Here is a 24,937-nt window from a genome sequence, read left to right as displayed (position 1 = left end):
GTGTACCCAGCCGGGGCCGTATGAGCTCCGGACCGCACAGAGGGAAGGCATTATCCAATGGCAGATCTAGGCGGCATGGCAGACAAGGCGAAGGACGCAGCCAAGGACAACCCGGAGAAGGTTGACCAGGTTAAAGACAAGGCGAAGGACGCCGTGGACGGAAACAAGGACGACAAGAAGTAGTAACCGTCGTCAAACAGAGCCGGACCGTCCCCGCGGGGGGCGGTCCGGCTCTTTGCAGAACTCGTTGCAGAACCGAGTCGACACCCCGGGGGTCGGGGGAAATGGGGGAACAATGTCGCTGAGCACGTCGCGGGTGAGCATCGTTGCGGATCTGCTCTCGTACGGTGAGGACGCCGCTGCACAGTGGGCGTGGGAAGCGCCCCGAGAGGTGCTGGAGGAGGTTCTGACCGTCGCAAGCTGGGTGCTCTACAACGGTCCTGGCTTGGCCGACGGTTCCAGCATGCTGATCAGCAAGGCGGTCGCCCTGGCGGGGGTCTACGTCCACGAATCCCGCCCCCGGGACCTGCACCGCAAGCGACGGGATTTGCGGCTCTACGCTGCCACCGTCGCCAATGACACCCTTTACGCACAGGAGCGCTTCCTCGGCAGCGATGACTACGATGCCGTCGGCCCGGATGCCCGCAGTTATTGGGGCCAGCAGCAGCTGCCCCAGGCGAGCACCTGACCCGATTGTCCGCACCGGGGAATAGAACTCCGCCCGGGTTTCTTGTACCGCCCATGAAAGCAATCGTGTACTCCGCCACCGGCCCCTCGTCCGTCCTCTCCCTCGTTGACCGCGACGCCGCCGCCCCCGGCCCCGGCGAAGTGCGGGTTCGGGTTACCGTTTCGGGCGTGAATCCCACCGATTGGAAGGCCCGCGCCGGCAGCAGCCTGGCGTTCCCCGAGGTGGTGCCGAACCAGGACGGCGCCGGGATTGTCGACGCCGTCGGCGAGGGCGTGACCGACCTTCAGGTGGGCGACCGGGTGTGGATCTACCTCGCCGCCCACGGCCGTCCGACCGGGACCGCCCAGGAATTCACCGTTCTCCCCGCTGACCGGGCGGTGCGGCTCCCGGAAGGCATCGGCTTCGACGTCGCGGCCAGCCTCGGTGTCCCTGCCATGACCGCACACCGCGCCCTCACCGTCCACGAGCATGGCCCGTCCCGGCTCGCCCCGGGCGCCCTCGCCGGACGCACCGTCCTGGTTCAGGGCGGCGCCGGAGCCGTGGGCCATGCCGCCATCCAGTTCGCCGCCTGGGCCGGCGCCACCGTGATCGCGACGGTCAGCAGCGACGCGAAGGCCAAGCTCGCCACCGCTGCCGGCGCCCACCACATCGTCCGCTACCCCGACGACGCCGAGGCCGACCGGATCCGCGAACTTGCCCCGGACGGCGTCGACCACATTGTCGAGGTGTCCCCCGCCCAGAACGCCGCCCTTGATGTGGACGTAATCGCCAACCACGGCAGCATCGCCTACTACGCCAACAACAACGGCGAGGAATTCACGGCGCCGATCGTTGCGAGCTTCGCGAAAAATGTCCGTTGGCAGGGCGTCCTTATATATACGGTGGGAACCCAGGCCCAGCACGCCGCGGCAGAGGACATCACCGCAGCACTGCAGGACGGCGCGCTGCCCGTCGGCGAGTCCGCGGGACTGCCCCTCACCTGGTTCCCCCTCGAGGAAACCGCCGCTGCGCACGACGCCGTCGAGAACGGAATCACTGGCAAGATCCTCATCCGCGTTGGTGACGAAAGCGCCTAGACCACAGATCTTTCGCGGAGGTGTCCAGCCCGTTCCTGAGGGATGAACCAAGGTTGAACAGGTAGCATGACGGTACTATTCTTCTTTGACCCCGAGATCGGGTTGGATGTCAAGGGTGCTCGGCGAGAAGGCGGGCATCTGGAACGCGAGGTATCTTCATGTCTGGCCAGATTCTTGACGTGACCCGACGGGTCGGCGTCGTTATGGGACGCGTCTTGGTCTACGTCCTGATCTGGCTCGGCTTGGCGATGCTTATTGCCGCCGCGGGTATCCGGTTCTTCTGGGGGGAAATCTCCGTGGGCCAGATGCTCCTGAACCTCGTCTCGGTGGAGACCGACGGCGGCGGCGGGGGCATTGTCTGGCTCGGCATCCTGGGGGTCGGCGTCCTGCCCCTGCTCCTCACCGGCGGGATCGCCCTGTGGCAGTACTTCCGCCGCCGCAAGCGCCGCAACGGGGAGGACACCGCTCCTAACCGCCCGCCGTGGATTATGCGCACGGTCTCCACCGTCCTCGTGGGCGCAGTGGTCATTGGCGGCACCACCGCCTTCGCCAGCACGGTGGGCATGGCCGACTACATCAAGGCGGCGAACTCCAAGTACAACATCGGCGACTACTACGTGGAGCCGACCGTCACCGGGGCGGAGCAGAAGCGCAACCTGGTGCTGATTTACCTCGAGTCCGGGGAAGCCACCCTCGCGGATGACCAGCTCTTCGAAAAGGACGCCTTCGTTCCACTCAAGGACACCACGCAGCCCTCCGAGGGGTGGCAGAGCGTGGAGAATTTCCAGCAGTACGAGGGCGGCGGCTGGACCATGGCCGGCCTTGTCTCCACGCAGTGCGGCGTCCCCCTGAAGGGCGTGGGCTCCTCCGAGGAGAGCAGCGACGCGAGCAACCTCGACGACGACGGCGACACGTACCTGGGCGGGTCAACCTGCCTTGGGGATGTCCTGGAAGAGCAGGGTTACACCAACGTTTTCCTGGGCGGCGCCAACGCCTCCTTCGCCGCGAAGGACACCTTCCTGGGCACCCATGGCTACTCCGAAGTGAAGGACCTCTCCGACTGGCGCGACGCCGGCGAACCGCAAGAGAACTTCCGCAAGGACTGGGGCCTGAGCGATGAACGCCTCATGGCACATGCCAAGGAGGAGGTCGACAGGCTGCACGCCGAGGCGGAGGAAACCGGGAAGCCGTTCAACCTCTCCATGCTGACGCTGGACACGCACGAACCGGTGCACGTCTACGACTACTGCGACGTGGATACCGAGAACAATGTGACCTCCGTGTTCGCCTGCTCCATGACCGAGGTGGCCGGATTCGTGGAGTACATGGAACAGCAGGGGTACCTCGAGGACACCGCTGTGGTGATCATGGGCGACCATCTCAAGCACATGAGTGCCGGCGACGCTTTCCACGAGCAGCTGGACCATCACACCAACCGCACTATCTTCAACCGGGTCTGGGTTCCGGGCCAGGCACCAGGCACTCCGCTGCGCCCCGGTGCGGACCAGCTGAACATGTACCCGACCATCCTCGAAGCCGCAGGCCTGACCCTCAAGGATCGTCAGGCCGGGCTGGGCGTATCCGCCTTCACCTCGGAGATTCCGGCCGAATCGGCGCAGGCCATGGAGCGCGATGCGTATATCGAACTGCTGGAATCGCTTTCCCCGCAGTTCTACGCGGAGGCCTGGGCCGGGCGGTAGGCCCCACAAGCAGGCCCTGTTGGCTCCGCCTCCAAGCGCCCGGCTGCGGTGCATGTATGGTTCAGAGTCAGGAACCGCCTCGGTTCCGCTACAGGAGCGAACATGTCTGACAAGTCCCCGCGCCAAGCAGCATCGAAAAAGTCCGGCAAGTCCATCAAGGAAAAGCGTGCCGATAAGAAGGCCGCCGCGGCTCCGCCCGCCCTCGACAAGGCCGCCGGCGCCAAACCCGCACCGCCTAAAAAGAAGTGAACCGCCCCGTGGAGCGTCTCACCCTCGGCGTCCTGTCCAGCACACGCAAGCCCGATGAGCGGCGGCTGGCCATCCACCCGCTTCATCTGGAACGCATCGCCCCGGAGCTTCGGCGGCAGCTGCTCCTGGAAGAAGGCTACGGAGAGAAGTTCGGCGTTTCAGACATGGAACTGAAACCGCTCGTTGGCGCCGTGCTCCCGCGGGCACAGATCGTGGCGGAGGCCGACGTCGTCCTCCTGCCCAAGCCGCAGCCCGAGGACCTGGCCGAACTGCGGGACGGGCAGACCCTCTGGGGCTGGCCGCACTGCGTCCAGGACCGCGCCGTCACCCAGCTCGCCATCGACAAAAAGCTCACGCTGATCGCCTTCGAAGCGATGAACCACTGGGCCGGCGACGGCGGTTTCGGCCTGCATGTCTTCCACAAGAACAACGAGCTGGCCGGGTACTGCTCCGTCCTTCACGCCCTCAGCCTGACCGGCTCAACGGGCGACTACGGCCGTCGGCTCAGCGCCGTCGTCATCGGCTTCGGCGCAACGGCACGCGGCGCAGTCACAGCCCTGAATGCCCATGGCATCCACGACGTCCAGGTCCTGACCAACCGCGGCGTCGCGGCGGTCGGGTCCCCGATCCACTCGGCGCGGATTGTCCAGTTCGACCATGACGACAACTCGCCGTTCCTCAGCGAGGTCATCACCGAAGAGGGGCGGGTGCCGCTGGCCCCGTTCCTTGCCGAGAGCGACATCGTGGTCAACTGCACTTTGCAGGATCCCAACGCCCCGCTGACCTACCTGCGCACCGATGACCTGGAGGCGTTCCGGGCCGGCAGCCTGATCGTGGACGTGTCCTGCGACGAAGGCATGGGCTTCGAGTGGGCGAAATCCACCACCTTCACCGACCCGATGTTCGAGGTGGGCGAGCACATCAACTACTACGCCGTCGATCACAGCCCGTCCTATCTTTGGAACTCCGCCAGCTGGGAAATCAGCGAGGCGCTCCTGCCCTTCCTGGAAACGGTCATTGCCGGTCCTGCGGCGTGGACGGAGAGCGAAACCATCCGGCGGGCAATCGAAATCCGCGACGGCGTGATCCTCAACGAGGACGTGCTGCAGTTCCAGCAGCGGGAGCCCGCCTACCCGCATGCGGCGCTGGGTTCCTAGCCCGGAGGGGTCAGGCGCCCCGGGTGTCGTAGGCGGCGCGCTCGGCGAAGACGTCATCCATGTGCTGTTCCGCCCAGGCCTTGATGCCGCGGGTTAGTCCGTGCAGGGAGCGCCCGAGATCGGTCAGCTCATAACTGACGGTCACCGGCACCGTGGGGGTGACGGTGCGGGTGAGAAGACCGTCCCGCTCCAATGAGCGCAGTGTCTGGGTGAGCATCTTCTGGCTTACACCGGCCAGCACCCGGGACAGCTCGGAGAAACGCAGCGGGCGGGGATCGCCGTCGCAGTCCGGCCCGCTGCCGAGGGCGGCCAGGACCAGCGTTACCCATTTATCGGAGATCCGGTCCAGCAGCTGCCGGCTGGGACATACATCCAGGAACGCGTTGTACTCCGCCTTGTCCTGCGCTCGTTTCTCTGCCGCTGTCATCGTGGCCATTGCTGCCCTGCCTTCCGGGTTACTTACGCACTTTCAGGTGCCTACTTCCTGCTGGGAAGTTGCGTCTCCATAGTGGACTGCGGAAGTAAGGACCACCACCCCTGAAAGGCAGAACATGAGCACACTTACCACATCGCTTCCCGGCGGCACCTGGACCTTGGGCGACCTTGAGGTGTCCCGCTTTGGATACGGGGCCATGCAACTCGCCGGGCCGGGGGTGATGGGGCCTCCGCTGGATTACGACGGCGCCCTCGCGGTCCTGCGCGAGGCCGTCACTCTCGGCATCACCCACATCGACACCGCAGAGGCCTACGGGCCGCACATCACCAACTCGCTCATCCGCGAGGCGCTGCACCCCTACCCCCGAACCCTGCATGTGGTGACCAAGGTGGGGGCCGACCGCGACGACCAGGGCGGATGGACGCCGGCACGGAAGCCTGACCAGCTGCGCCGTGCCGTCGAGGAGAACCTGGAAACACTCGGTCTGGATGTACTGGACCTGGTGAACCTCCGGATGGGCGACGCCCATGGAACCGTGCCCGGTTCCCTCGCCGAAGCGCTGGAGACACTCGCGGAGCTCCAGCAGCAGGGGCTCATCCGGCACCTCGGGGTGAGCAACGTGCTGACCGAGCAGGTAGCCGAAGCACGCAGCATTGCCCCCATCGTCTCGGTGCAGAACATGTACAACCTTGCCTTCCGCCAGGACGACGGCCTGATCGACTCCCTCGCGCAGGACGGCATCGCCTACGTGCCGTTCTTCCCGCTGGGCGGTTTCAGTCCACTCCAATCTGAGGAACTCTCCGCCGTCGCCGCACGCCTGGGTTCAACCCCCATGTCCGTCGCCCTGGCGTGGCTGCTGCAGCGTTCTGAGAACATCCTGCTTATCCCCGGCACCTCCTCCGTAGCGCATCTGCGGGAAAACATGACCGGTGCTGGGCTGATGCTGTCCGCGGAGGATGTTGCGGAGCTGGACACCATCGGCGGGTAGCGCGGGTTCCTGCCGCGTATCTGGAACGATGGCCTCCATGAGCTCAACCGCGGCGCCCACGAATGCCAACCAGGCAGACCGGGACACCCGCGCGGCCCCGAACAGCGGTTCGACCGCGCGGGCCAGCGCTGTTATGGCAGCCGGCACCGTCGTGTCCCGGGTGCTCGGACTTGTCCGGACGGCACTGCTGGCCACGGCTATCGGCGCCTCGGCTGGGGTATCGGACCTGTTTTCCTACGCGAACGCCCTGCCGAACTTCATCTACCTGATGGTGGCGGGCGGGGTTTTCAACGCGGTTCTGGTGCCCCAGATTGTCCGGGCCAGCCGGCAGCCGGACCGGGGTGCAGATTACGTCAGCAGGATCCTGACCCTCTCCGTAGCGGCGTTGCTGGCCCTCACGGCGGTGGTGACGCTGGCGGCTCCCTTAATTATCAATGCGGCGACGCGTTTCACGGGCAGCAACCTCGCCTTGGCCACGGCGTTCGCCTACTGGTGCCTGCCGCAGATCTTTTTCTACGGGTTGTACGCCGTGCTGGGCCAGATCCTGAACGCCAACGGCTCCTTCGGTCCGTACATGTGGGCTCCCGTGGTGAACAACCTGGTGTCCATCGGGGCGCTGGTCGTGTTCCTGTCGCTGATGGGTGCCGAACAGTCGGAAGGCTATACGCCTGAGACGTGGACGCCGGAGCATACGTTCCTGCTGGCGGGAGGCATGACGCTCGGCGTCGCCCTTCAGGCGCTTTTGCTGTTCCTTCCGCTTCGCCGTCTGAAACTGGGCCTGAAGCCGAAGTTCGGGCTGCACGGCACGGGGCTTGGACGCACGGGCCGGTTGGCATCCGTCACGATCGTCACGATGCTGGTCGGCAACGGCCTGTACTTCGTCAATCTCTACGTTGCCACTATCGCCTCCGACTCCCGGCAAGCACTCACCGACCAGGGCCGGCCGGCCCGGATCGCTGGCTTGGCGAACCTGGACATCGGTGCCATGGTCTACCAACTGCCGCACGCCGTGATCGCCCTGTCGCTGGCCACGGTCATGTTCAACCAGCTTTCCGCTGCCTATGCCGGCGGGAACCTTCCGGAGGTACGCGCGGTGCTGTCCCGGGGGCTGCGCATCACCGGTGTCGCCACGGTGTTCGGCGCGGCGGCCCTGCTGGCGTTCGCCGGGCCGCTCGGAATGCTCTTCAGCGAATCGCCCGAGGTGGCCACCCTCAACGGAATCATCATCGCCATTCTCGCCGTCGGGGCTCCGTTCCTGAGCGCCAATTTCCTTCTCGGCCGGGTGTTCTATGCCGGCGAGGACGTGAAGACGCCGCTGAAAATCCAGCTGATCCTGTCCGGAGTTGGTGTCGTTCTCGCCGTTTTTGCGGGCATGCTCGATCCCCGGCTCATTGTGCCCGCCCTCGCGGCCGCCTATTCGCTCGGCAACGTGATCGCCGTCGTCGTCAGTCATCTCTTCCTCGCGCGGGCGATTGGTCCTTACGGTGCCGGGCAGGTCTTTGACGTGCACGTCCGGTTCACGGTTGCCGGCCTTGTCGCCGCCCTCGCGGGGACGGCCGTGTCCTGGGCGTTCGGCGGGTACGACGCCGGCGGGTACCTTTGGCAGTCGAAGTTCCATGCCCTTGTGGTGCTCGCCGTGGGCGGCGTCGTTATGGGTGCCGTGTACCTGGGCATGCTGAAACTGCTTCGGGTGGCCGAGTTGGGCCAGCTTGCCGGGTCGCTGCAGATGTTGGTCCGGCGGGGCCGTAACTGACCGTCGCTGCGCCCCCGCAACCGATCGGCGCGGAAGCCGGTGCGTCCCAGCGTTCGTTAGGGCACACTGGTCGCGTGAACGCTATCCCCTGGGTGCTGCACGTCGACCTCGACCAGTTCATTGCCGCCGTCGAAGTGCTCCGGCGGCCGGAACTTGCCGGCAAGCCGATCATCGTCGGCGGCCGGGGCGACCCCACCGAACGTGCCGTGGTGTCCACCGCATCCTACGAGGCCCGGGCATTCGGCGTCGGGTCCGGGATGCCGCTGCGGATCGCGGCCCGGAAGGTGCCCGACGCCGTCATCCTGCCCGTCGATGCCGAGGCCTACCTCGAGGCGTCGGACACGGTGATGGCCACCCTGCGCGCCCAACCCGGCGCCGTCGTGCAGGTATTGGGCTGGGATGAAGCCTTTGTGGGTGTGGAGACGGAGGATCCGGAGGCCTACGCCCGCCAGCTTCAGGCCGAGGTCCTGGACCGCACGCAACTGCATTGCAGCGTGGGCATCGGCGACACCCTGATCCGCGCCAAGAACGCCACGGATTTCGGCAAGCCCGCCGGCGTTTTCCGCCTAACTACCGCGAACTGGCTCGACTTCATGGGCGGACGGCCCACCAAGGAGCTGTGGGGCGTCGGGAACAAGATCTCGGGCCGGCTGGCGAAGCTGGGGATCAATACTGTTGCCGAGCTCGCCGCGGCCGACCCGCAGACACTGGTTCCGGAGTTCGGGCCGAAAATGGGCCCTTGGTACAACGAACTCGGGCGCGGGGACGGCAGCAGCGTTGTGGACGACACCCCGTGGGTTGCCCGTGGGCACAGTCGGGAGACCACCTTCCAGCAGGACCTCACCGATCCGGCGCAGGTGGACGACGCCGTCCGCGAGCTGACCGCGCAGGTCCTGAAGGATGTGGCCGCTGAAGGGCGCCCGGTGATCGGGCTGACCCTCAAGGTCCGGTACGCACCGTTCACCACCAAGACGCATGCGCGGAAGATCCCCGAGACCTTCGACCGGGAGGACGTCCTCACCAGGGCCCTGGATCTCGCCGGTGCCATCGAACCCGGCCGACCGATCCGGCTGCTGGGCCTGCGGGCCGAAATGGCGATGCCCGACGACGCCCGGAAGGGTCACACGCCTACGCGCGGCGGGTGGTGAAGGGTCCGCACCCGTTTTGACGCTCCCGTGTGACTACTGCCATAGTCTTCGGGTGAACTTGTCAGGGATCCGAACATTCGGACAGCATGAGTTAGCACCTGCGAGCGCCCCTCAACGCATTCTGCGGCGATTCAGAGGCTGAGTAGGCGCCTGACAGAACACCGAAGAACCCCCGCCTTTCCCTGCCCTAGGGCCGCCACGCCCTGATCCGGCACAGGGAACCCGAACCCCGGTGGGCTGCCCGTCGGCGAGCAGCCCCCCGAACCCTTCAGCCCGCAGCACCCCGCGAGGCTGAGCAAGCAAAGGACCCCCCATGACACAGCCATCACCGGTCACGCAGAGGCCGGCGATCCCGGACTCCGCGCGTGCGGCGAACGCCCCTGAACCCACCTTCCACCACGAGGAAGAGGGCTATCACAAGGGACTCAAGCCCCGCCAGGTCCAGATGATCGCCATCGGCGGCGCCATCGGCACCGGGCTGTTTATGGGTGCCGGCGGCCGCTTGGCCACCGCAGGGCCGTCGCTGGTCATCAGTTACGCCGTCTGCGGTTTCTTTGCCTTCATGATTCTGCGGGCCCTCGGCGAACTGGTTATGCACCGGCCTTCCTCCGGCTCGTTCGTCTCCTACGCGCGCGAGTTCTTCGGCGAGAAGGCCGCCTTCGTCACCGGCTGGCTGTACTGGCTCAACTGGGCGATGACCGCGATCGTGGACATCACCGCCGTCGCGCTCTATATGAACTTCTTCCGGAAGTACTGGCCGCCCATCGCGGATGTACCGCAATGGACCTGGGCGCTGGCCGCCCTGATCCTGGTGCTGGGCCTGAACCTGGTCAGCGTCAAGGTGTTCGGCGAACTCGAGTTCTGGTTCGCGCTGATCAAGGTGGTGGCACTGGTTTCCTTCCTGATCGTGGGCATCTGCTTCGTCATCTTCGGCACCCCGGTGGACGGCCAGCAGGTCGGCTTCAGCCTGATCTCGGACAACGGCGGCATGTTCCCCAACGGCCTGCTGCCCGCCGTCGTCGTAATGCAGGGCGTGGTGTTCGCCTACGCCTCGATCGAGCTCATCGGCACGGCCGCAGGCGAAACCGAGCACCCCGAAAAGATCATGCCCAAGGCCATCAACACGGTGATCGTGCGCATCGCGGTGTTCTACGTCGGCACCCTGGTGCTGCTTTCGCTGCTGCTGCCCTACAGCTCCTACAAGGCCGGCGAAAGCCCGTTCGTCACGTTCTTCGGCTCCATCGGAGTGGACGGTGTGGACGCGATCATGAACCTGGTGGTCCTGACCGCAGCGCTGTCCTCGCTCAATGCGGGCCTGTATTCCACCGGCCGCATCATGCGTTCCATGTCCGTTGCCGGCTCCGCCCCGAAGTTCGCCGGGCGGATGAACAAGGCGGGCGTCCCTTACGGCGGTATCGCCCTGACCGCGTTCGTTGCCCTGCTCGGCGTCGTCCTCAACGCCGTTGTTCCCGCCCAGGCCTTCGAAATCGTCCTGAACGTCGCGTCCCTGGGCATCATCAGCACCTGGGCCATGATCGTCCTGTGCCAGATGGAGCTGACGAAGCGGGCCCGGCGCGGCGAACTGTCCCGCCCGTCCTTCCGGATGCCCGGCGCACCCGTGAGCGGCTGGATCACTCTCGCGTTCCTTCTCGCCGTGCTGATCCTGATGGCCTTCGATTCGCCGGTGGGCACCTGGACCATCGCCTCCCTGGTGGTCATCATCCCCGCGCTGATGCTCGGCTGGCGGCTCTGCCGCGACCGCGTCCTGGAACTCGCGGCGGTCCGCGACGGCGACGCCGGGTTGTAGCCTCTGACTGTTCCGGCGGCCCATCCATTTCCGGGCCCAATCGGGTAATCTCACTGCATCCTCAATCCACCTCCCAGCTCCGCGTTTCTTCTGGATGAGCACCATCCCTGCGGAAGGATCAACATGACGGATATCAGTGAGTACCCCGCCCAGCGCACCGGTGACGTGCCTCGTCTTTCCGACCCGCAATGGGAAAGACTCCTAGGCATGGCCGCATCCGCCGACGTCAACGCCGGCGACTATGTCTTTCGTGCAGGGGATTTGAACTATCCAATGATCCTCGTGGAATCAGGGTCCATTGAAATGGTTCGCGACCCGTTGTGGTGGGACGACGAAACCGTTCTCAGCACCCTGGGGCCACGCTCGTTCGGCGGTGAACTCGGGCTGCTCAACGGACAGGCCGCACTCCTGTCGGCGCGGGTAAAGGAATCCGGGCGCATTCGACGCCTGGCCCGCGAAGATCTGCGGCTGGTCATGAACCAGGACGATGATCTCGGCGGGATTGTTCTGCATACTCTGTGGGAGCGCCGCGAAGCGCTTCGCCGAGGCCCTGCCGCCATGACGCTCAAGTTCGTCGGGACGGAAGCGTCGAGTGAACTGCTGGCTCTTCGCCGCTTCGCTGAGCGCCTGGATTTGATCCATACCGTCTTCGTCGTCCCGGCGGACGGCATGGGCGCCCTCGACGGCCACGGCATCGCAGCCGAGGACCTGCCGGCAGCGCTCATCCAGGGCAAGCTGATAAAGCGTGCGACGCCGGGGACTATCGCCGAGCGTCTCGGGTTGAGTTACCAGCCCCATCAGGAGGGCTCGACGGACCTGCTGGTCGTTGGCGGCGGACCTGCCGGGCTCGCGGCGGCCATCTATGCAGCCTCCGAAGGGCTGAGCACGGTGGTGCTCGACGCCGTCGCGCCCGGCGGCCAGGCGGCGTCGACCTCCCGAATCGAGAACTTCCTTGGTTTTCCCTTCGGAGTGGCCGGCGGAGACCTCATCCGCCAAGCGACACTGCAGGCAATTAAGTTCGGGGTAAGGATCTGGGCACCCTGCGATGCGGTGTCGCTCGAGACTATGAATGACGGCCTCAAGCTCACGCTGGGTGACGGCGCCACCCTCCATACCCGCACCGCATTGATTACGTCCGGGGCCTCCTATCGAAGTCTCGGAGTTCAGGGGTGGGAGGACTTCGAGGGACACGGAATCTATTACGCCGCTACCAGCCTCGAGGCGCGCCAAGTCGCAGGGCACCCTGTGGTTGTAGTGGGCGGGGCAAACTCAGCCGGCCAGGCCGCGCTCTATCTCGCGTCCCATGGCTGCCAGGTCCATCTGGTGGTGCGGGGAAGGGAGGTTGGGGCGCGGATGTCCTCCTACCTCGTGGACCGCCTGCGGGAGAATTCCCGGATCTCTATCCATACTGAGTCGAACATCATCGGCCTGGACGGTGGCTCCGCCCTGGACTCGGTCCGCATCGATACCGCCGGCACGGTGGATGCACGCGGGCTGTTCTGCTTCATCGGAGCCGACCCTGCCAGCGCCTGGCTGCCCACCCTGGACCGAGACACGGCAGGCTTCATCCGCACCGGAACCGACATTGCCATCCAATCCTTGGATCAGTGGCAGCCGTTGGGCCGTGAACCTATGCCCTTTGAAACCTCCACCCCACGGGTATTTGCAGCCGGCGATGTCCGTCACGGCTCCATGAAGCGCGTTGCGGCAGCGGTCGGCGAAGGGTCCAGCGCCGTCGCGTCCGTGCACCGGGCCCTTAGCGACCCTGCCAGCCTGCACGCTACAGCCGGACCGTCCCCTCGACGCAGCCCGTGACCTGTCCGCCCACCCAGATTTTCCCGTCGCTAAGACTGATGTGCACCCGTCCCTGGCGTCCGAGAACTGTTCCCTGGGAGGCCGCGTAGGGCGCGGTCGCCACAGCTGTGTCGGTGAGCCAGCGGGCCAGGCCCGCGTTCAGGCTGCCGGTCACGGGGTCTTCCCAGACGGGGTCGCCTCCGACGAAGGCACGCACCTCGACCTGGGTTTCCTCCGTGGACTCGTGCGGCCCCACCACACCGATTTCCAGGTCACCGGCCTTGGCCCGGTCTGGTTGCAGGCTCAAGACTTCCTGTGCCGAGGAAAGCCGGACGCCAATCCATCGAGGACCATTAACCAGCCACGACGCATCAAGGATGTTCACCCGCGGGATTCCCAGGATTTCCGCTATCCGTTGGACGAGCGGCTCGTCCACGGGTTCGTAGCGGGTCAGCGGCGGCGCCTCGAAGGCCAGTTGATCCTCCGCTACACGGATCGGGATCAGCCCTGCCGCACATTCCTGGATGACCGTTCCGTCGAGCCTTGGCGATCCCCCGGCGTCCAGCCAGGCCTTGGCGGTTCCAAGCGTTGGATGGCCGGCGAAAGGCAGTTCTTCGATGGCGGTGAAGATCCTCACCCGGTAGTCGGCCTCCGGGCTGCTCGGGGCCAGGAGGAACGTCGTCTCCGAGAGGTTGGTCCACGTGGCGAACCGCTGCATCTCTTCGGTACTCAGGCCGTCGGCATCGTGAACAACAGCCAAGGCATTGCCCCGATACGGCTCAGAGGAGAAGACATCGACTTCGCTGTAGGGGCGCACTTTCATGGTGCCACTGTAGTTCAGGGGCCGACGGCGGGCCTGGCGCTGAGGCCCGCGCGAATCCATCCTGGTGTTCAACCTCCGGGAATTCAAAGTCTGCCGGGACGGTTATATAGGGGTAGAACATCTGCTCTTGGGGCAGCCTAAACCGGGATCGGAGTCCACAGCCGATGACCGGGGTTTAGTTGTAATCTGGCCGTAGGTGGCTTGCGGCTCCGCCACCACCCATTCACGAGAGGATCATGATGTCTCGCCTTACTGCGGGGAACATCTTCAAAGTCACTGTCGCCCTCCTCTTCTTTCCTTTTATGCCTCTCCTGGTGCTGATGATCGGGGTGCGCAGGAGTAACTGGAAGGTGATCCTTGAGGGTGGCCTGTACGTTGCGCTCGTCCTGGCGGCCGTCGCCCTGCCCGGCAACGCAGCGCAGTTCATCCTTTCGTTCTTTGTGATTCTCGGACTCATCGCTGTAGCGGGCATGCGGTCCTACATGCTCCGGGACCTGTGGCTGCATCCCAGGGTCCGGGGACCGCAGGGCCAGGTTATGACCCAGTCCCCCGCGGCGAATCGGGCGGCCGGTGCCCCCGCCCAGCCAGGGGCATCGGCGCCGCCGGAGGACCTGTCCGCTGCTTTGGCCTGGTCAGCCGCCCTCGCCAGGCGAAACAAGAACCGGCTACCCGCTGACGCGTACGCCAGCATTCTGGAAACCTGCCAGACGCTGGACGCGGTGATCGACGCCGAAACTCGGCAGCCGCTGGGCGATCCCCAATTTGAGTACGAACTGTCCGCCACGGTGCGTGACTATCTGCCGAGCGTTCTGCGGAGTTACGTGGCCATTCCGCCTCGGATGCTGGAGACCAAACAGGCGAGCGGAAGGACCCCCAACGAGGAACTGGTCGAGCAGCTGCAGCTCCTTGCCGGACAGGCCGAGACACTGCACGCCAGCCGACACCGCCGTACCTCCGCGGAGCTGACCAACACGGGCAACTTCCTTCGGGAGCGGTTCGGGCACCTTCAGGGCGGCTATGACTTCGGCATTAAGTAGTCCCGCCTCGAAGCCGCGGGCCCGATGCTGCCTGCCGGAGTGTTGATGATGCTGGACGCGGCCAGGTGAGCCTACAGTGACGTAGGTCACACGATCACACATCCACCTGCTTGGAGCGCCAATGATGACAGCCCACAGCACACCACCCACCGACGAGCTCGGCAGCAGCGAGCGCGAGCGCGTGTGCGTCATCGGCGCCGGCTGCTCCGGAATCACGGCGGCCAAAGTCCTCCACGAACGGGGACTTGCCTTCGACTGCTTTGAACTCTCAGACCGGGTCGGCGGCAACTGGGTATGGGGCAACAGCAACGGAGTGTCCGCGGCCTACAAGTCTCTCCACATCAACACCTCGCGCAGCCGGATGGAGTTCAGCGACTTTCCGATGCCCGCGAACCTGCCCAATTTCGCACGCCATGACCAGGTCGCGGCGTACTTCGACGCCTACGTCGACCACTTCGGGTTCCGGGACAAGATCACCTTCAACACCGGTGTGGAGCACGTGCGCCCCCTGCCCGGGGGCGGCTTCGAGGTTCGGTTGAGCACCGCGGAGACCCGGCGCTACGGTTCGGTCATAGTGGCCAACGGCCACCACTGGGACCCCCGCATGCCGGAGCCAGCCTTCCCCGGCGCCGAAGGCTTCACCGGCGAGCAGATGCACTCCCACGACTACAAGGACGAGCAACAGCTCACCGGCAAGCGGATCGTGGTGCTCGGCATGGGCAACTCGGCCATGGACATCTGCACAGATGCCAGCTATCACGCGGCCGAGACCTACCTCTCCCATCGGCGGGGCGTGCACATCATTCCCAAGTACGTCTTCGGCAAGCCCTTCGACGAGATCGGAGCGCACGAGAAGATCCCGTCCCGCGTCCGCTGGGCGGTCGCCCGCGTGATCATGCGCGCCGCCACCGGCCCGATGTCGCGTTACGGCCTCCAGGAACCCGACCACAAGTTCGCCCAGGCCCACCCGACCGTCTCCGGCCGGATACTCGACAGGCTTGCCCACGGCGATGTGGTCCCGAAGCCCAACATCCAGCGCTTCGACGGCGACAGCGTCGTCTTCACCGACGACACCCGCGTCGCGGCAGACCTCGTGATCTACTGCACCGGGTACAGAATCTCATTCCCTTTCTTTGACGCTGAGTTCCTCAACCCCTCCGGAGATAACGAGATCCGGCTCTACCAACGGATGTTCCACCCCACGGTGCCGGGGCTGTACTTCATCGGACTGGTCCAACCGCTCGGCGCGGTCATGCCGATCGCCGAGCGGCAGTCCGAGCTCGCCGCCGACCATCTCCAGGGCCGCTACGCCCTGCCCGGGCGGGCCGCGATGGACGCCGAGATCGACCGCCACCGCAAGGCGATCACCAAGCGGTACGTCACCAGCAAGCGGCACACCATCCAGGTGGATTTCGACGATTACATGCGTGCCCTGCGCAGGGAGCACGATGCCGGAGCGCGGCGCATAACCACTGCGCAGGCCGCAGCCCACCGTGTGGGGGCCTGACATGGCCGGGAACACTGAGCAGCACTCACGCCGCGTCGCCGTCGTCACCGGCGCCGCCCGCGGCATCGGGCACGCCACCGCGGCCCGGCTGCTGCGCAACGGATGGATAGTCGGTGCCTTCGACATCGAAAGTCACGGCTTGGCCGAACTCAAGGACATCGCTGCCGAGTACGGCACCACGGTCGTCACGGGAACACTCGATGTCCGGGACGCCCAGCAGTGGCGCGAAGCCCTGGCCTCCGTTTGCGAGGACCACTTGGACCTTCTGGTCAACAACGCCGGGCTGCTGGCCGCCGGCCCGTTCGTTGATACCGATCTTGAACGGCACCGGGCGCTCGTGGACGTCAACGTTCTTGGGACGATCAATGGTGCGCATACCGCGTTCCCGTACCTGAAGAACGCGGACAGGCCGGTGCTGCTCAACCTCGGATCCGCCTCAGCCATTTACGGGCAGCCCGATCTTGCCACCTACGGCGCCACGAAGTTCGCGGTCCGCGGGCTGACCGAGGCATTGGAGCTGGAATGGGCGGAGCATGGCATTGCCGTGCTGGATCTGTGGCCGCTGTTCGTCAACACCGCGATGGTCAAGGGCGTCAGTATCGGAGCAATCCAGTCGTTCGGCGTGCGGCTGAACGAAACCGATGTTGCCGCAGCCGCTGTCGCCGCCGTGGAACGCAGCATCAGGTCCCGCCGCAATCGGAAGTGGCCCCGCAACGTCCACCATGCCGTCGGATCGCAGGCACGCTTCCTGGCCGCACTCTCCCAGGTGACGCCGAACTGGGCCAACCGGCTCCTCACCGAGCGTCTCACCCGGCGGCCGGCTGCCTCCTAGGTCTCGGCGACGGGGGATACCGGCCGACGGCGACGGAGTATCGGCCCAGCATTCTGCGGAGTTACGTGGCCATCCCGTCCAAGATGCCGGACAATAAAACAGGCAAGCGGAAGAGCCCCAAATGAGGGATTGCTCGGGCAGCTGCATGTTCTCTCCGGGCAGGCCGACCCAACACCCAGCCCCGTCTAGCTGAGGAGAACCCGCATGTACCGAAGCTCCCGCATCACCGCCCCCGTGATCACCGCCGTCGCGGGCCTGGCACTCATCGCCGGATGCTCTGCCGACCCGGCGCCGACACCCGAGGAAACCGGAACCCCATCATCAACCAGCGTCGGAACACCGGAGAGCACGGCCACGGCCTCCGGGACAGACTCAAGCGCATCAACGGCATCAGGCTCCTCCGGTGCAACGATCACCCTCAGCCGGGGGCAAGAACATAAAATCACGGAAGCGAACACCAGCGTCAGCATTACCTGCTCCGGCGGCGGGGACATCGACGTCGAGACAAATGGCTCCACGGTGCGGACCACCGGTCAATGTGAAGACATCGACATCCGGGGCAATGACAACACAGTCAGCGGCGAGGACGCAGAAAGCCTCGACATTGAGGGCAGCAATAATGAAGCTACCCTCAGCAATGCGCCCGACATCGATGTGGACGGAACCGCGAACACTGTCAGTGTCGAGGAGACCCGTGACATCGACGTCGAAGGAGAGAACAACACCATTACCTACACCTCCGGGGACCCCTTGATCGAAACCGAGGGTACGAACTCCGTCTCGGCCCGCTGAACCCGAGCGTGGCCACCTGCTTATCTGATTAGCGTCCGCGAGCTGCCCGTGCCTTGATCGCCAGGATGACGTCGGTTTTGGCGTCGGCGTAGTCGTTCTTCCCGGCCACCGGTCGTCGTAGCTGTGGAGGTGAAGTTGGAGGACCCTTGAACCGCCGTTACACGCGGTGCGTGCTGGCCAGCGGGCATGCCCACGTATCGACCCCGCCGCGGCCCACCCTGTTGATATAGGCGGTGACGTCCTTCAAGGACTGGCCAAACCCGGTTTCGGTGTACCGCACCCCCAGCTGATCGCAGTACTGGCGGACCAGCGGGGCGACTTTTCGCAGATTCGGGCGGGACATGGAGGGAAACAGGTGGTGTTCCACCTGGAAGTTCAGTCCTCCCATGAAGGTGTCCACCCACCGGCCGCCGGTGATGTTGCGGCTCATCAAGACCTGGCGGCGCAGGAAATCGATGCCTGCTTCCCGGGGCGCGATCGGCATGCCGATGTGGTTCGGGGCAAAGGAAATACCCATATACAGCCCGAAGACGGCGAGCTGGACGCCGATGAACGCTGCGCCCTTGCCCGGAGAAAGCACGGCGAAGACCAGCACCACGTAACTGGCCAGACGCACTGTGATGAAGCTAAGTTCCACCCACCGACGCTTGACCCGACCCTTTCCCAGTACCCGCTTGATGCCCTGCACATGCAGGTTGACGCCCTCGAGCAGGAGCAGTGGGAAGAAAAAGTAACCCTGTTTGGTGGCGAGCCAGCGCGTGAAGCGGTTCTTGCGCGCTTCGGCGGCCTCGGGGGTAAAGGCCAGGACGCCGGGAGCGATGTCCGGATCCGTGCCGACCTTGTTTGGTGCGGCATGATGCTTGCTGTGTTTTGCATTCCACCAGCCAAGGCCCATGCCGGCAAAGAGGTTAACCACGATCAGCGAGACCCACTCATTCCACTTCGGCGACACGAAGATCTGCCGGTGTGCGGCGTCGTGCCCCAGGAACGCGATCTGCGTCATCAGTAGCGCCAGCACCACCGCGGTCGCCATCTGCCACCAGGTGTCCCCCAGCAGGATGAAAGCCACGGCCAGCACCAGCCCAATCAGGGTTACCCCGATCAGCTTGGCCCAGTAGTAGCCGTAGTTCCGGCGCATATAACCGGCTTCCTGGATTTGCCGGGTCAAAGCCGTGAAGTCGCTGAGGTGCCGTTGGCGGGCCGGGCCAGCTGGCCGGCGTTTGCCTTCTTCACTCGAATCCACACTGGTCCCCGTCATAACGGCGTCTTCCATAATTCACTTTCATATCGGCGGACGTAGTCCATGTCATGTTAACCAACAGCACCGGATCCGCCCCGTTTGGCCGGGGTGGAGGTCCGCTGCTGTATGCATTTCCGGCTGGCCGCCGTCAAAGCTAAGTGTGCTTATCGTATATGGAAGACGTCTTCTCCCTTTCATTAGGGGGCGGAACGCTGAGCCGTGTTGACGCATAATCCGGCCCGTTTCCGGATATTCGACACACGGTTTCAGGAGGCTCTCAGCAACTAGGAAGCGAACGGCAAGCGGCTTTTTCTACTGTGTTCACATGAAGTCATTCAGAACCACCGATACCCTGCCCACGGCGTCGTCGTTGGTACGACGGCGCGCCCTGCGGGCCGTCTCGCTCCTCCTGGCAGGCGGCCTCGCCCTGACCGGCTGCGCGGCCGACGTCGCTTCCACCTCCGGCACGGCGTCCCCCTCTGCTGGGAGTGATTCGAGCAGCAGCAGCACGGCCGCGGATCCGAAAACAGGCGGGACGTCCTCGACGACAACCGAGGAGACGATTTCCTCGACCGCAGCTGCCGCTGACGCATTCCTGGCGACGCTCAGCGACGAGCAGCGCGAGACAGTCCTGTATGACTACGACGACGCGACGAAGACAACGTCCTGGTCAAACTTTCCCGTGACGTTCGTCGAGCGTGCCGGCCTGAACCTCGCCGACCTGACCGACGAGCAGAAGACCGCAGCACTGGCGGTCCTGCAGGCGCTCCTCAGCGACGAAGCGTACGACACCGTGTCCGGCATTATGGGCGGCGACGAGTATCTGCAGCAGAACAGCAGCAGCACCGAGCAGTCCCTCGGCCAGTACTACATCGCCTTCTTCGGCGAGCCGTCTGACACCGGCGCCTTCGAAGTGCAGTTCGGCGGCCACCACCTCGGTATCAACGCGACCCTCGACGGCGCGACGGACGCGATCACGTTCGCTCCCACCCACCTCGGTGTGCAGCCTGCCGTTTACACCGACGACGACGGCAACGAAGTGCGGCCGTTCGACGGCATCTACACCGATGCGTTCGCATTCTTTGACAGCTTGACGGGGGAACAGCAGGCAGCGCTCACATCGGGCGACGTCAGCATGTGTGCCCCTGGCGATACCTGTGATTTCGACGCCGGAGCCGGCCTCACCGGCGCCGATCTGACCGACGCGCAGAGGCAGTTGCTCCTCGACCTCATCGCGAACTGGTCCGGCATGGCTGACGAGCAGACCACAGCCGACTCCCGGGCGAAGATCGAGGCCACCATCGATGACACCGTCATCGCGTGGACCGGGGAGACCACGTACGACATGAGCACTGGGGACGGTATCTCATTCTCGATCTCTGGGCCGAACGTTTATGTCGCCTTCCAGGCGCAGCAGGGGTCGGCAGGCGCAGATGTCGAAGGAGTGTCCACCTCCGGCTGGGGACACGTCCACACTATTTACCGCGACCCCACGAACGACTATGCCAACAGCGTGACGCAGCAAGCTGCTTCCGGTATGGGCGGTGGGACCGGACCTGCCGGCGGACCACCCGGCGGCGGGACCCCGCCCGACGGCGGCCCACCTCGTTAGCTACTGGCGCTCACGCGTTCCTCGCGTTTGCGTCCGGCCCGGGCAGCGAGGAACAACAAGGATCCGACCACGATGTAGGCGGCGGCTCCGAGCCAGATGATCCCGGTTTGTTGTGAGAGGAGTGCGATGCTCGCAATGATCGCGAGGACCGGCAGGATTCTGGGGGCTGAGAAGTGGTCGTGGTCGACTTTGTCCTTTTTGAGGACGAGGACGCTGACGTTGGCGGAAAGGAACACCAGGAGTAGGAGCAGCACGGTGGTTTCGGCCAAGGTGGCGACATTTCCGAGGAGGGTCAGGACGATCGTCAATCCGGCAACCACAACAATGGAGACCCAGGGAGTGCGACGGCCTGGCAGCACGCGAGCGAAGGCGCGAGGGAGCAGTTCCGCTTCTGCCAATCCGTAGCCGACCCGGCTGGCCATGACCATGAACAGCAGTGCTCCGTTGGCAATGGCGATCAGGGCGATGATGCTGAATAGTCCGGGCGGGATTCCGACGCCGCTGGCGGCGACGACGTCGAGCAGGGGTCCGGTGGACTCGGCCAGTTCGGCCGGGGGCATAACAATGACCGCACCGAGAGCGATGAGGAGGTAGACGACCCCGGCGGTGCAGATCGCACCGAACAATGCGCGGGGGTATGCCCTGGATGGGTTACGTACTTCCTCGGCCATGTTTGCTGCGGCCTCGAAGCCCAGGAAAGAGAAAAACGCGACGATCGATGCGGCGAAGGCGCCCTGGAACGGCGGTACGTCCGGTGCGAACTCTAGGAGCCGGGAGGGGTCCCCGTTGCCGGAGGCGAGGACGATGGCGGCGACGATGATGACGATGACGAGGCCGGTTACCTCGATGACGGAAGCTACGAGGTTCGCGCCGAGGGACTCCTTAACGCCGCGAAGGTTGATCAACGTCAGCAAGATAATAAATACGATCGCCGCGGGTGCAGCTGGCACGTCGATGAGCGCGGTGAGGTAATCGCCCGCGAAGGCGTTCGCGAGGGCAGCGGCTGTGGTGATTCCCGAGGCCATCATCAGGAAGCCGACGAGGAATGACACGTAGGGGATGCCAAAAGCCCGGTCGGCGTAGCGCGCGGCTCCTCCAGCGTGCGGGTACTTGGTGATCAACTCCGCGTAGGTCGCGGCAGTGAGTAGCGCGACGACCAGTGCGATCAGCAAGGGTATCCAGATCGCGCCACCGACATCGGCCGCCATGGTACCCACGAGGGTGTAGATGCCGGCACCGAGGGTGTCGCCCACGATAAACGCGAACAGCAGCGGCGTACCAATTGCCCGCTTCAGCCCGGTTGGTGCTTTTGATGCGGTCGTGCCGGGATCTTTCGTCATTGGGCTATTGGATTCCGTTTGCCGTCCCTGCGCAACTACTTTGGCGAAATCCAGTGCACCAAAATCGTTGGGGCAGGTAGTCGAGCACTACTTACCGGATCGCGTCCCGCTGACCGGTTCCTCAGAGGATGCCAGCGGCTGGCACCGGGGTTGGGCAGAAGACGTATTCCGTCGCAGAGTGGTGACGACCTGCTGGACTGCGGTCCGGTGGAGGGCTTCTGGACGGCAGAGGACGTCAACGCACCTGGCCAGCGGTAGATCGCGGATTGGTTTGAGAACAATTCCGCTGCCAGGCGGCGGGGAAGCGGTGTGGCGGGGCATCAGTGCGATGGCAGGTCCGGCGGATACGATCGCGGCCGCGATGAAGAACTCGTTGATCCGGTGCGTGACGTTGAGGGGTTGGCCGGCGTGAACGGCAATCGCCTGCAGAGCAGGCATGAGCGGAAATCCGTCCTGAACGGACACCCATTCTTCATCGATCAGGTCGGCGATGCTGACGCTTGGTGCGTTGGCGAGCCGATGTTGTTCTGACATGGCGATGTCCAGGGGCTCGCGCACCAGTGGCAAGACGGTGATGGATTCGGGCCACGGCGTGCTGTGCTCGAGGCGGTGCGCGATGACCAGGTCGTAATCCGCAGTCAGGGATGGAAATTCTTCCTGCCCCACATCCCGGTCGGAGCAGACCAGCCGCGGGCTGCCCTCCCCGGATAGGGCCTGGAGCAAGGGGCCGAAGTAGGTCAGGCCCGCGCTGTTGAACGCGCAGAGGCTCACCGTCGCGCAGGGGTCTTGGAGATAGTGGCTGACGGCCTGTTCGGCGGAGCGCATCGCAACGCTGATATCGACAGCAGCACGGGCCAAGGCCTGACCGGCACCGGTCAGGACAAGATTCCGTCCCCGTCGTTCGGTCAGAGGAACCTCGACTCGGCGCTGCAACGCCGTGAGTTGCTGCGACACGGCTGACGGAGAGACATGGAGCGCGCGGGCGACGGCGGCAAGGCTTCCCCGCTCGCCCAACTCCCTAAGCAACCGCAACTGGTGGAGATCCATAAGGGAAATCTAAACCATTAGTTCACCAAATGCCCTCTCGTCTTACGGGTACATTGCCATAAGACTTGTCGGGTGCCCTCCCCGTACCTCACTCCCGCCCCTCGCATACGCGATGTGCGACGTCGCCCGCTCTCCTCACGTGTCGCTGCGCGCAGGGTGGACCTGTTCCTGCTCCTGGTCGCTATCGCGTGGGGCAGCAGCTACCTTGCTGCCAAAACCCTCACCGACACGGTCGGCGTCACCGTCATCCTCTCGCTGCGTTTTCTCATCACCACGCTGGCACTGGCGCTGATCTGGCTGATCTGGAACCGCCGCCGGGCCGTGCGCCGCGAACTCATAGTCGGCGTCGTCCTGGGTCTCACCCAGGCCGCGGTGCTCATTCTCGAAACCCACGGGATCGCAGGCACCAGCGCCACGAACGCAGGGCTGATCATCAGTCTCGTCGTTGTTTTCACCCCTCTCACTGAAAGCGTTGCCTTCCGGGTGCGGGTGCCGCGCACGGTATTCATCGCGGGCGTCATCGCTGTCGTGGGCGTGTGCCTTCTTGTCTCCGGCGACGGATTCGCGGCACCGACTCTTGGGGACATGCTCGTGCTGGCCGCAGCGGTTGTACGGTCCATCCACGTCACCGCGGTCTCCGCCCTTACCCGGGGCCGTGGTTACAGCGCACTGAATTTGACCCTGGCCCAAAGCGCGGTCTGCGCCGTCGTCTATACCTGCGCCGATTACCAAGGTGTGCTTCAGGCAGTGCACAGCTTCGATGCGGGCGAATGGATGGGCGTGCTCTACCTTGGGCTGACGTGCAGCGTGTTCGCTTTCCTCATCCAGACCTGGGCCATTCAACAAACATCCGCATCCCGGGTTAGCCTCCTGATGGGAACCGAACCCATCTGGGCCGTTCTCATCGGAATCACTATTGGCCGGGAAACCCTCACGCTTCTGGGCATCCTCGGTGCCGCACTCATCATCACCGGCACCTACCTGGGACTACGATCCGAAACATGCCACCGGGCAGCACCGATGCCGGCGGCTTGATGTGGTGTGGCGAAGGCTGGCTAGGGAACCTTAATGATGGTTAGTCTCGGCCCATGAGCGTATTCCCTCAGGTGCTTCACACCGTTCTCGACACTACTGATGTGCGCGGACTGGCTGAGTTCTACCGTCATCTGCTCGGACTCCAGTATCGGCCAGGAGATGAGCCCGCGGGTGAGGGCATGCCTGACGACGCCGATTGGCTCGTTCTCACTGACGGACAGGGCGACCGCAAGCTTGCTTTTCAGCACGTTGATCATTTGAAGAGGACAACATGGCCGCTGCCTGATGTGCCGATGCAGATGCACCTCGACCTAACAGTTCCTGACCGAGAGACACTCGAGCATCACCACTCCAGGGTGTTGGCGTTGGGGGCAGAGCTCCGCTTCGATCGTACGGACGACCTGAACGAGCCGTTGTACGTTTACGCCGATCCGGCCGGTCATCCGTTCTGCATCTTCGTAGCCTGAAGCGAGCATGACGTCCACTGTTCGTTGAAGGATCATTTAGCTCGAGGATCGCTAGATTGCTTTTGGCTGCCGGCATCCGTACTGGCACCGCTGCGGATCAAAGCGCATTCCCCCTTACCGGGCCCACCTCAGAGTCAATACGTGGGCGTTGGAGGAACCTCAGGTGGCACGTCTACAGCGTGCTTTCCCTCAAGGCCCGGCTGTAGTTAGCTGTGTTGTTTCTGGTGTCCGCAGATACGACTAGGTGCTGGTGGCTGAGGCGATGGGCAAAATACCCGCGGTATGGCAGGACGATAATGGTATCGATTCCGCTCTTCCAAGCAGGGATGAGTGCTTGAAGACTCCTGCGTTCGCCATCGTGCGGAAACTTGGGCATTAGGCGTTGTTCCCAAGCCTGGTAAGCGTCTCG

At 64.6% G+C, this 24,937-nt stretch carries 23 protein-coding genes; 18 read left to right on the top strand and 5 right to left on the bottom strand.

The features are described 5' to 3' along the window. The first annotated feature begins 57 nt into the window (after positions 1-57). The 6 genes from N2K99_RS01390 (at position 58) to N2K99_RS01365 (ending at position 4,870) form a co-directional block, all read left to right on the top strand. A complete protein-coding gene (locus tag N2K99_RS01390; protein WP_257793697.1) occupies positions 58-183 on the top strand; it encodes a hypothetical protein in 126 nt (41 codons plus the stop codon). Positions 184-295: 112 nt separating this feature from the next. Further along, on the top strand, positions 296-688 hold the full coding sequence (locus N2K99_RS01385; RefSeq protein WP_227934123.1) for a hypothetical protein: 393 nt from the start codon (positions 296-298) through the stop codon (positions 686-688). A 53-nt stretch (positions 689-741) separates the two neighbouring features. Continuing rightward, on the top strand, positions 742-1,764 hold the full coding sequence (locus N2K99_RS01380) for an NADPH:quinone reductase (RefSeq protein ID WP_227934122.1): 1,023 nt from the start codon (positions 742-744) through the stop codon (positions 1,762-1,764). Positions 1,765-1,922: 158 nt separating this feature from the next. After that, positions 1,923-3,464 (top strand): LTA synthase family protein, encoded by a 1,542-nt coding sequence (locus N2K99_RS01375; protein WP_227924132.1) that lies wholly within the window; start codon positions 1,923-1,925, stop codon positions 3,462-3,464. 102 nt (positions 3,465-3,566) lie between these two features. After that, the gene (locus N2K99_RS01370; protein WP_227924133.1) at positions 3,567-3,713 is read left to right on the top strand and encodes a hypothetical protein; all 147 of its coding nucleotides are present in this window, start codon (positions 3,567-3,569) and stop codon (positions 3,711-3,713) included. An 8-nt stretch (positions 3,714-3,721) separates the two neighbouring features. Then, positions 3,722-4,870, top strand: a complete 1,149-nt coding sequence (locus N2K99_RS01365) for a N(5)-(carboxyethyl)ornithine synthase (protein ID WP_227934121.1) — start codon at positions 3,722-3,724, stop codon at positions 4,868-4,870. Positions 4,871-4,880: 10 nt separating this feature from the next. On the opposite strand, the gene N2K99_RS01360 is transcribed toward N2K99_RS01365, so the two are convergent. After that, entirely contained in the window at positions 4,881-5,306 is a 426-nt protein-coding gene (locus tag N2K99_RS01360) for a helix-turn-helix domain-containing protein (protein WP_227934120.1), read from the bottom strand. 115 nt (positions 5,307-5,421) lie between these two features. On the opposite strand from N2K99_RS01360, the gene N2K99_RS01355 reads away from it, so the two are divergent. From N2K99_RS01355 to N2K99_RS01335, 5 genes are all read left to right on the top strand, one after another. Beyond that, positions 5,422-6,294 (top strand): aldo/keto reductase family oxidoreductase, encoded by an 873-nt coding sequence (locus N2K99_RS01355; protein WP_227934119.1) that lies wholly within the window; start codon positions 5,422-5,424, stop codon positions 6,292-6,294. Between the two features lie 37 nt (positions 6,295-6,331). Further along, the gene (gene murJ, locus N2K99_RS01350) at positions 6,332-8,047 is read left to right on the top strand and encodes a murein biosynthesis integral membrane protein MurJ (RefSeq protein WP_227934118.1); all 1,716 of its coding nucleotides are present in this window, start codon (positions 6,332-6,334) and stop codon (positions 8,045-8,047) included. A 92-nt stretch (positions 8,048-8,139) separates the two neighbouring features. After that, on the top strand, positions 8,140-9,195 hold the full coding sequence (locus N2K99_RS01345) for a DNA polymerase IV (RefSeq protein WP_227924183.1): 1,056 nt from the start codon (positions 8,140-8,142) through the stop codon (positions 9,193-9,195). Positions 9,196-9,508: 313 nt separating this feature from the next. Beyond that, positions 9,509-11,002: an amino acid permease gene (locus tag N2K99_RS01340; protein WP_227934117.1), complete on the top strand. Its 1,494-nt coding sequence runs from the start codon at positions 9,509-9,511 to the stop codon at positions 11,000-11,002. A 123-nt stretch (positions 11,003-11,125) separates the two neighbouring features. Continuing rightward, positions 11,126-12,817: a cyclic nucleotide-binding domain-containing thioredoxin-disulfide reductase gene (locus N2K99_RS01335; protein ID WP_227934116.1), complete on the top strand. Its 1,692-nt coding sequence runs from the start codon at positions 11,126-11,128 to the stop codon at positions 12,815-12,817. On the opposite strand, the gene N2K99_RS01330 is transcribed toward N2K99_RS01335, so the two are convergent. Continuing rightward, positions 12,783-13,619 (bottom strand): PhzF family phenazine biosynthesis protein, encoded by an 837-nt coding sequence (locus N2K99_RS01330; protein ID WP_227934115.1) that lies wholly within the window; start codon positions 13,617-13,619, stop codon positions 12,783-12,785. The two genes, N2K99_RS01335 and N2K99_RS01330, sit on opposite strands and share 35 nt — an antisense overlap. A gap of 239 nt (positions 13,620-13,858) precedes the next feature. Between N2K99_RS01330 and N2K99_RS01325 the strand changes: the two genes are divergently transcribed. The 4 genes from N2K99_RS01325 to N2K99_RS01310 all read left to right on the top strand — a co-directional run bounded on the left by N2K99_RS01325 (position 13,859) and on the right by N2K99_RS01310 (position 17,787). After that, a complete protein-coding gene (locus tag N2K99_RS01325; RefSeq protein WP_260554704.1) occupies positions 13,859-14,656 on the top strand; it encodes a hypothetical protein in 798 nt (265 codons plus the stop codon). 121 nt (positions 14,657-14,777) lie between these two features. Further along, on the top strand, positions 14,778-16,163 hold the full coding sequence (locus N2K99_RS01320) for an NAD(P)/FAD-dependent oxidoreductase (RefSeq protein ID WP_227934113.1): 1,386 nt from the start codon (positions 14,778-14,780) through the stop codon (positions 16,161-16,163). 1 nt (position 16,164) lies between these two features. Beyond that, entirely contained in the window at positions 16,165-16,995 is an 831-nt protein-coding gene (locus tag N2K99_RS01315) for an SDR family oxidoreductase (RefSeq protein WP_227934112.1), read from the top strand. Between the two features lie 204 nt (positions 16,996-17,199). Continuing rightward, entirely contained in the window at positions 17,200-17,787 is a 588-nt protein-coding gene (locus N2K99_RS01310; protein WP_227934111.1) for a DUF3060 domain-containing protein, read from the top strand. A 157-nt stretch (positions 17,788-17,944) separates the two neighbouring features. On the opposite strand, the gene N2K99_RS01305 is transcribed toward N2K99_RS01310, so the two are convergent. Beyond that, on the bottom strand, positions 17,945-19,045 hold the full coding sequence (locus tag N2K99_RS01305) for an acyl-CoA desaturase (RefSeq protein WP_227934110.1): 1,101 nt from the start codon (positions 19,043-19,045) through the stop codon (positions 17,945-17,947). Positions 19,046-19,352: 307 nt separating this feature from the next. Between N2K99_RS01305 and N2K99_RS01300 the strand changes: the two genes are divergently transcribed. After that, positions 19,353-20,639: a DUF3500 domain-containing protein gene (locus N2K99_RS01300; RefSeq protein ID WP_227934109.1), complete on the top strand. Its 1,287-nt coding sequence runs from the start codon at positions 19,353-19,355 to the stop codon at positions 20,637-20,639. On the opposite strand, the gene N2K99_RS01295 is transcribed toward N2K99_RS01300, so the two are convergent. Continuing rightward, complete coding sequence (locus N2K99_RS01295; protein ID WP_227934108.1) at positions 20,636-21,979, bottom strand: APC family permease; 1,344 nt, start codon at positions 21,977-21,979, stop codon at positions 20,636-20,638. The genes N2K99_RS01300 and N2K99_RS01295 overlap by 4 nt on opposite strands. Before the next feature lie 87 nt (positions 21,980-22,066). Then, positions 22,067-23,026: a LysR family transcriptional regulator gene (locus N2K99_RS01290; RefSeq protein WP_227934107.1), complete on the bottom strand. Its 960-nt coding sequence runs from the start codon at positions 23,024-23,026 to the stop codon at positions 22,067-22,069. Positions 23,027-23,098: 72 nt separating this feature from the next. Here N2K99_RS01290 and N2K99_RS01285 point away from each other — a divergent pair, with 72 nt between their 5' ends. Together N2K99_RS01285 and N2K99_RS01280 are read left to right on the top strand one after the other, a co-directional pair. After that, positions 23,099-24,061, top strand: a complete 963-nt coding sequence (locus N2K99_RS01285; RefSeq protein ID WP_260554702.1) for a DMT family transporter — start codon at positions 23,099-23,101, stop codon at positions 24,059-24,061. 53 nt (positions 24,062-24,114) lie between these two features. Then, positions 24,115-24,528 carry a VOC family protein gene (locus N2K99_RS01280; RefSeq protein WP_227934105.1) on the top strand — a complete coding sequence of 138 codons (414 nt, stop codon included), beginning with the start codon at positions 24,115-24,117 and terminating at the stop codon, positions 24,526-24,528. Positions 24,529-24,937 lie beyond the last annotated feature (409 nt).

The organism is Arthrobacter sp. zg-Y1110, from assembly GCF_025244865.1.
Taxonomy (GTDB): domain Bacteria; phylum Actinomycetota; class Actinomycetes; order Actinomycetales; family Micrococcaceae; genus Arthrobacter_B.
This window is presented reverse-complemented; position numbering and strand designations above follow the sequence as displayed.

What these genes read in the sequence shown, in the direction of transcription:
- N2K99_RS01355 (WP_227934119.1), top strand. Translation starts at nt 5,422, where the DNA reads ATGAGCACACTTACCACATCGCTTCCCGGCGGCACCTGGACCTTGGGC.
- N2K99_RS01335 (WP_227934116.1), top strand. Translation starts at nt 11,126, where the DNA reads ATGACGGATATCAGTGAGTACCCCGCCCAGCGCACCGGTGACGTGCCT.
- N2K99_RS01325 (WP_260554704.1), top strand. Translation starts at nt 13,859, where the DNA reads ATGTCTCGCCTTACTGCGGGGAACATCTTCAAAGTCACTGTCGCCCTC.
- N2K99_RS01290 (WP_227934107.1), bottom strand. Translation starts at nt 23,026, where the DNA reads ATGGATCTCCACCAGTTGCGGTTGCTTAGGGAGTTGGGCGAGCGGGGA.
- N2K99_RS01310 (WP_227934111.1), top strand. Translation starts at nt 17,200, where the DNA reads ATGTACCGAAGCTCCCGCATCACCGCCCCCGTGATCACCGCCGTCGCG.
- N2K99_RS01300 (WP_227934109.1), top strand. Translation starts at nt 19,353, where the DNA reads ATGAAGTCATTCAGAACCACCGATACCCTGCCCACGGCGTCGTCGTTG.
- N2K99_RS01390 (WP_257793697.1), top strand. Translation starts at nt 58, where the DNA reads ATGGCAGATCTAGGCGGCATGGCAGACAAGGCGAAGGACGCAGCCAAG.
- N2K99_RS01320 (WP_227934113.1), top strand. Translation starts at nt 14,778, where the DNA reads ATGATGACAGCCCACAGCACACCACCCACCGACGAGCTCGGCAGCAGC.
- N2K99_RS01370 (WP_227924133.1), top strand. Translation starts at nt 3,567, where the DNA reads ATGTCTGACAAGTCCCCGCGCCAAGCAGCATCGAAAAAGTCCGGCAAG.
- N2K99_RS01340 (WP_227934117.1), top strand. Translation starts at nt 9,509, where the DNA reads ATGACACAGCCATCACCGGTCACGCAGAGGCCGGCGATCCCGGACTCC.
- N2K99_RS01330 (WP_227934115.1), bottom strand. Translation starts at nt 13,619, where the DNA reads ATGAAAGTGCGCCCCTACAGCGAAGTCGATGTCTTCTCCTCTGAGCCG.
- N2K99_RS01305 (WP_227934110.1), bottom strand. Translation starts at nt 19,045, where the DNA reads ATGACGGGGACCAGTGTGGATTCGAGTGAAGAAGGCAAACGCCGGCCA.
- N2K99_RS01380 (WP_227934122.1), top strand. Translation starts at nt 742, where the DNA reads ATGAAAGCAATCGTGTACTCCGCCACCGGCCCCTCGTCCGTCCTCTCC.
- murJ (WP_227934118.1), top strand. Translation starts at nt 6,332, where the DNA reads ATGAGCTCAACCGCGGCGCCCACGAATGCCAACCAGGCAGACCGGGAC.
- N2K99_RS01375 (WP_227924132.1), top strand. Translation starts at nt 1,923, where the DNA reads ATGTCTGGCCAGATTCTTGACGTGACCCGACGGGTCGGCGTCGTTATG.
- N2K99_RS01280 (WP_227934105.1), top strand. Translation starts at nt 24,115, where the DNA reads ATGAGCGTATTCCCTCAGGTGCTTCACACCGTTCTCGACACTACTGAT.
- N2K99_RS01315 (WP_227934112.1), top strand. Translation starts at nt 16,165, where the DNA reads ATGGCCGGGAACACTGAGCAGCACTCACGCCGCGTCGCCGTCGTCACC.
- N2K99_RS01295 (WP_227934108.1), bottom strand. Translation starts at nt 21,979, where the DNA reads ATGACGAAAGATCCCGGCACGACCGCATCAAAAGCACCAACCGGGCTG.
- N2K99_RS01360 (WP_227934120.1), bottom strand. Translation starts at nt 5,306, where the DNA reads ATGGCCACGATGACAGCGGCAGAGAAACGAGCGCAGGACAAGGCGGAG.
- N2K99_RS01385 (WP_227934123.1), top strand. Translation starts at nt 296, where the DNA reads ATGTCGCTGAGCACGTCGCGGGTGAGCATCGTTGCGGATCTGCTCTCG.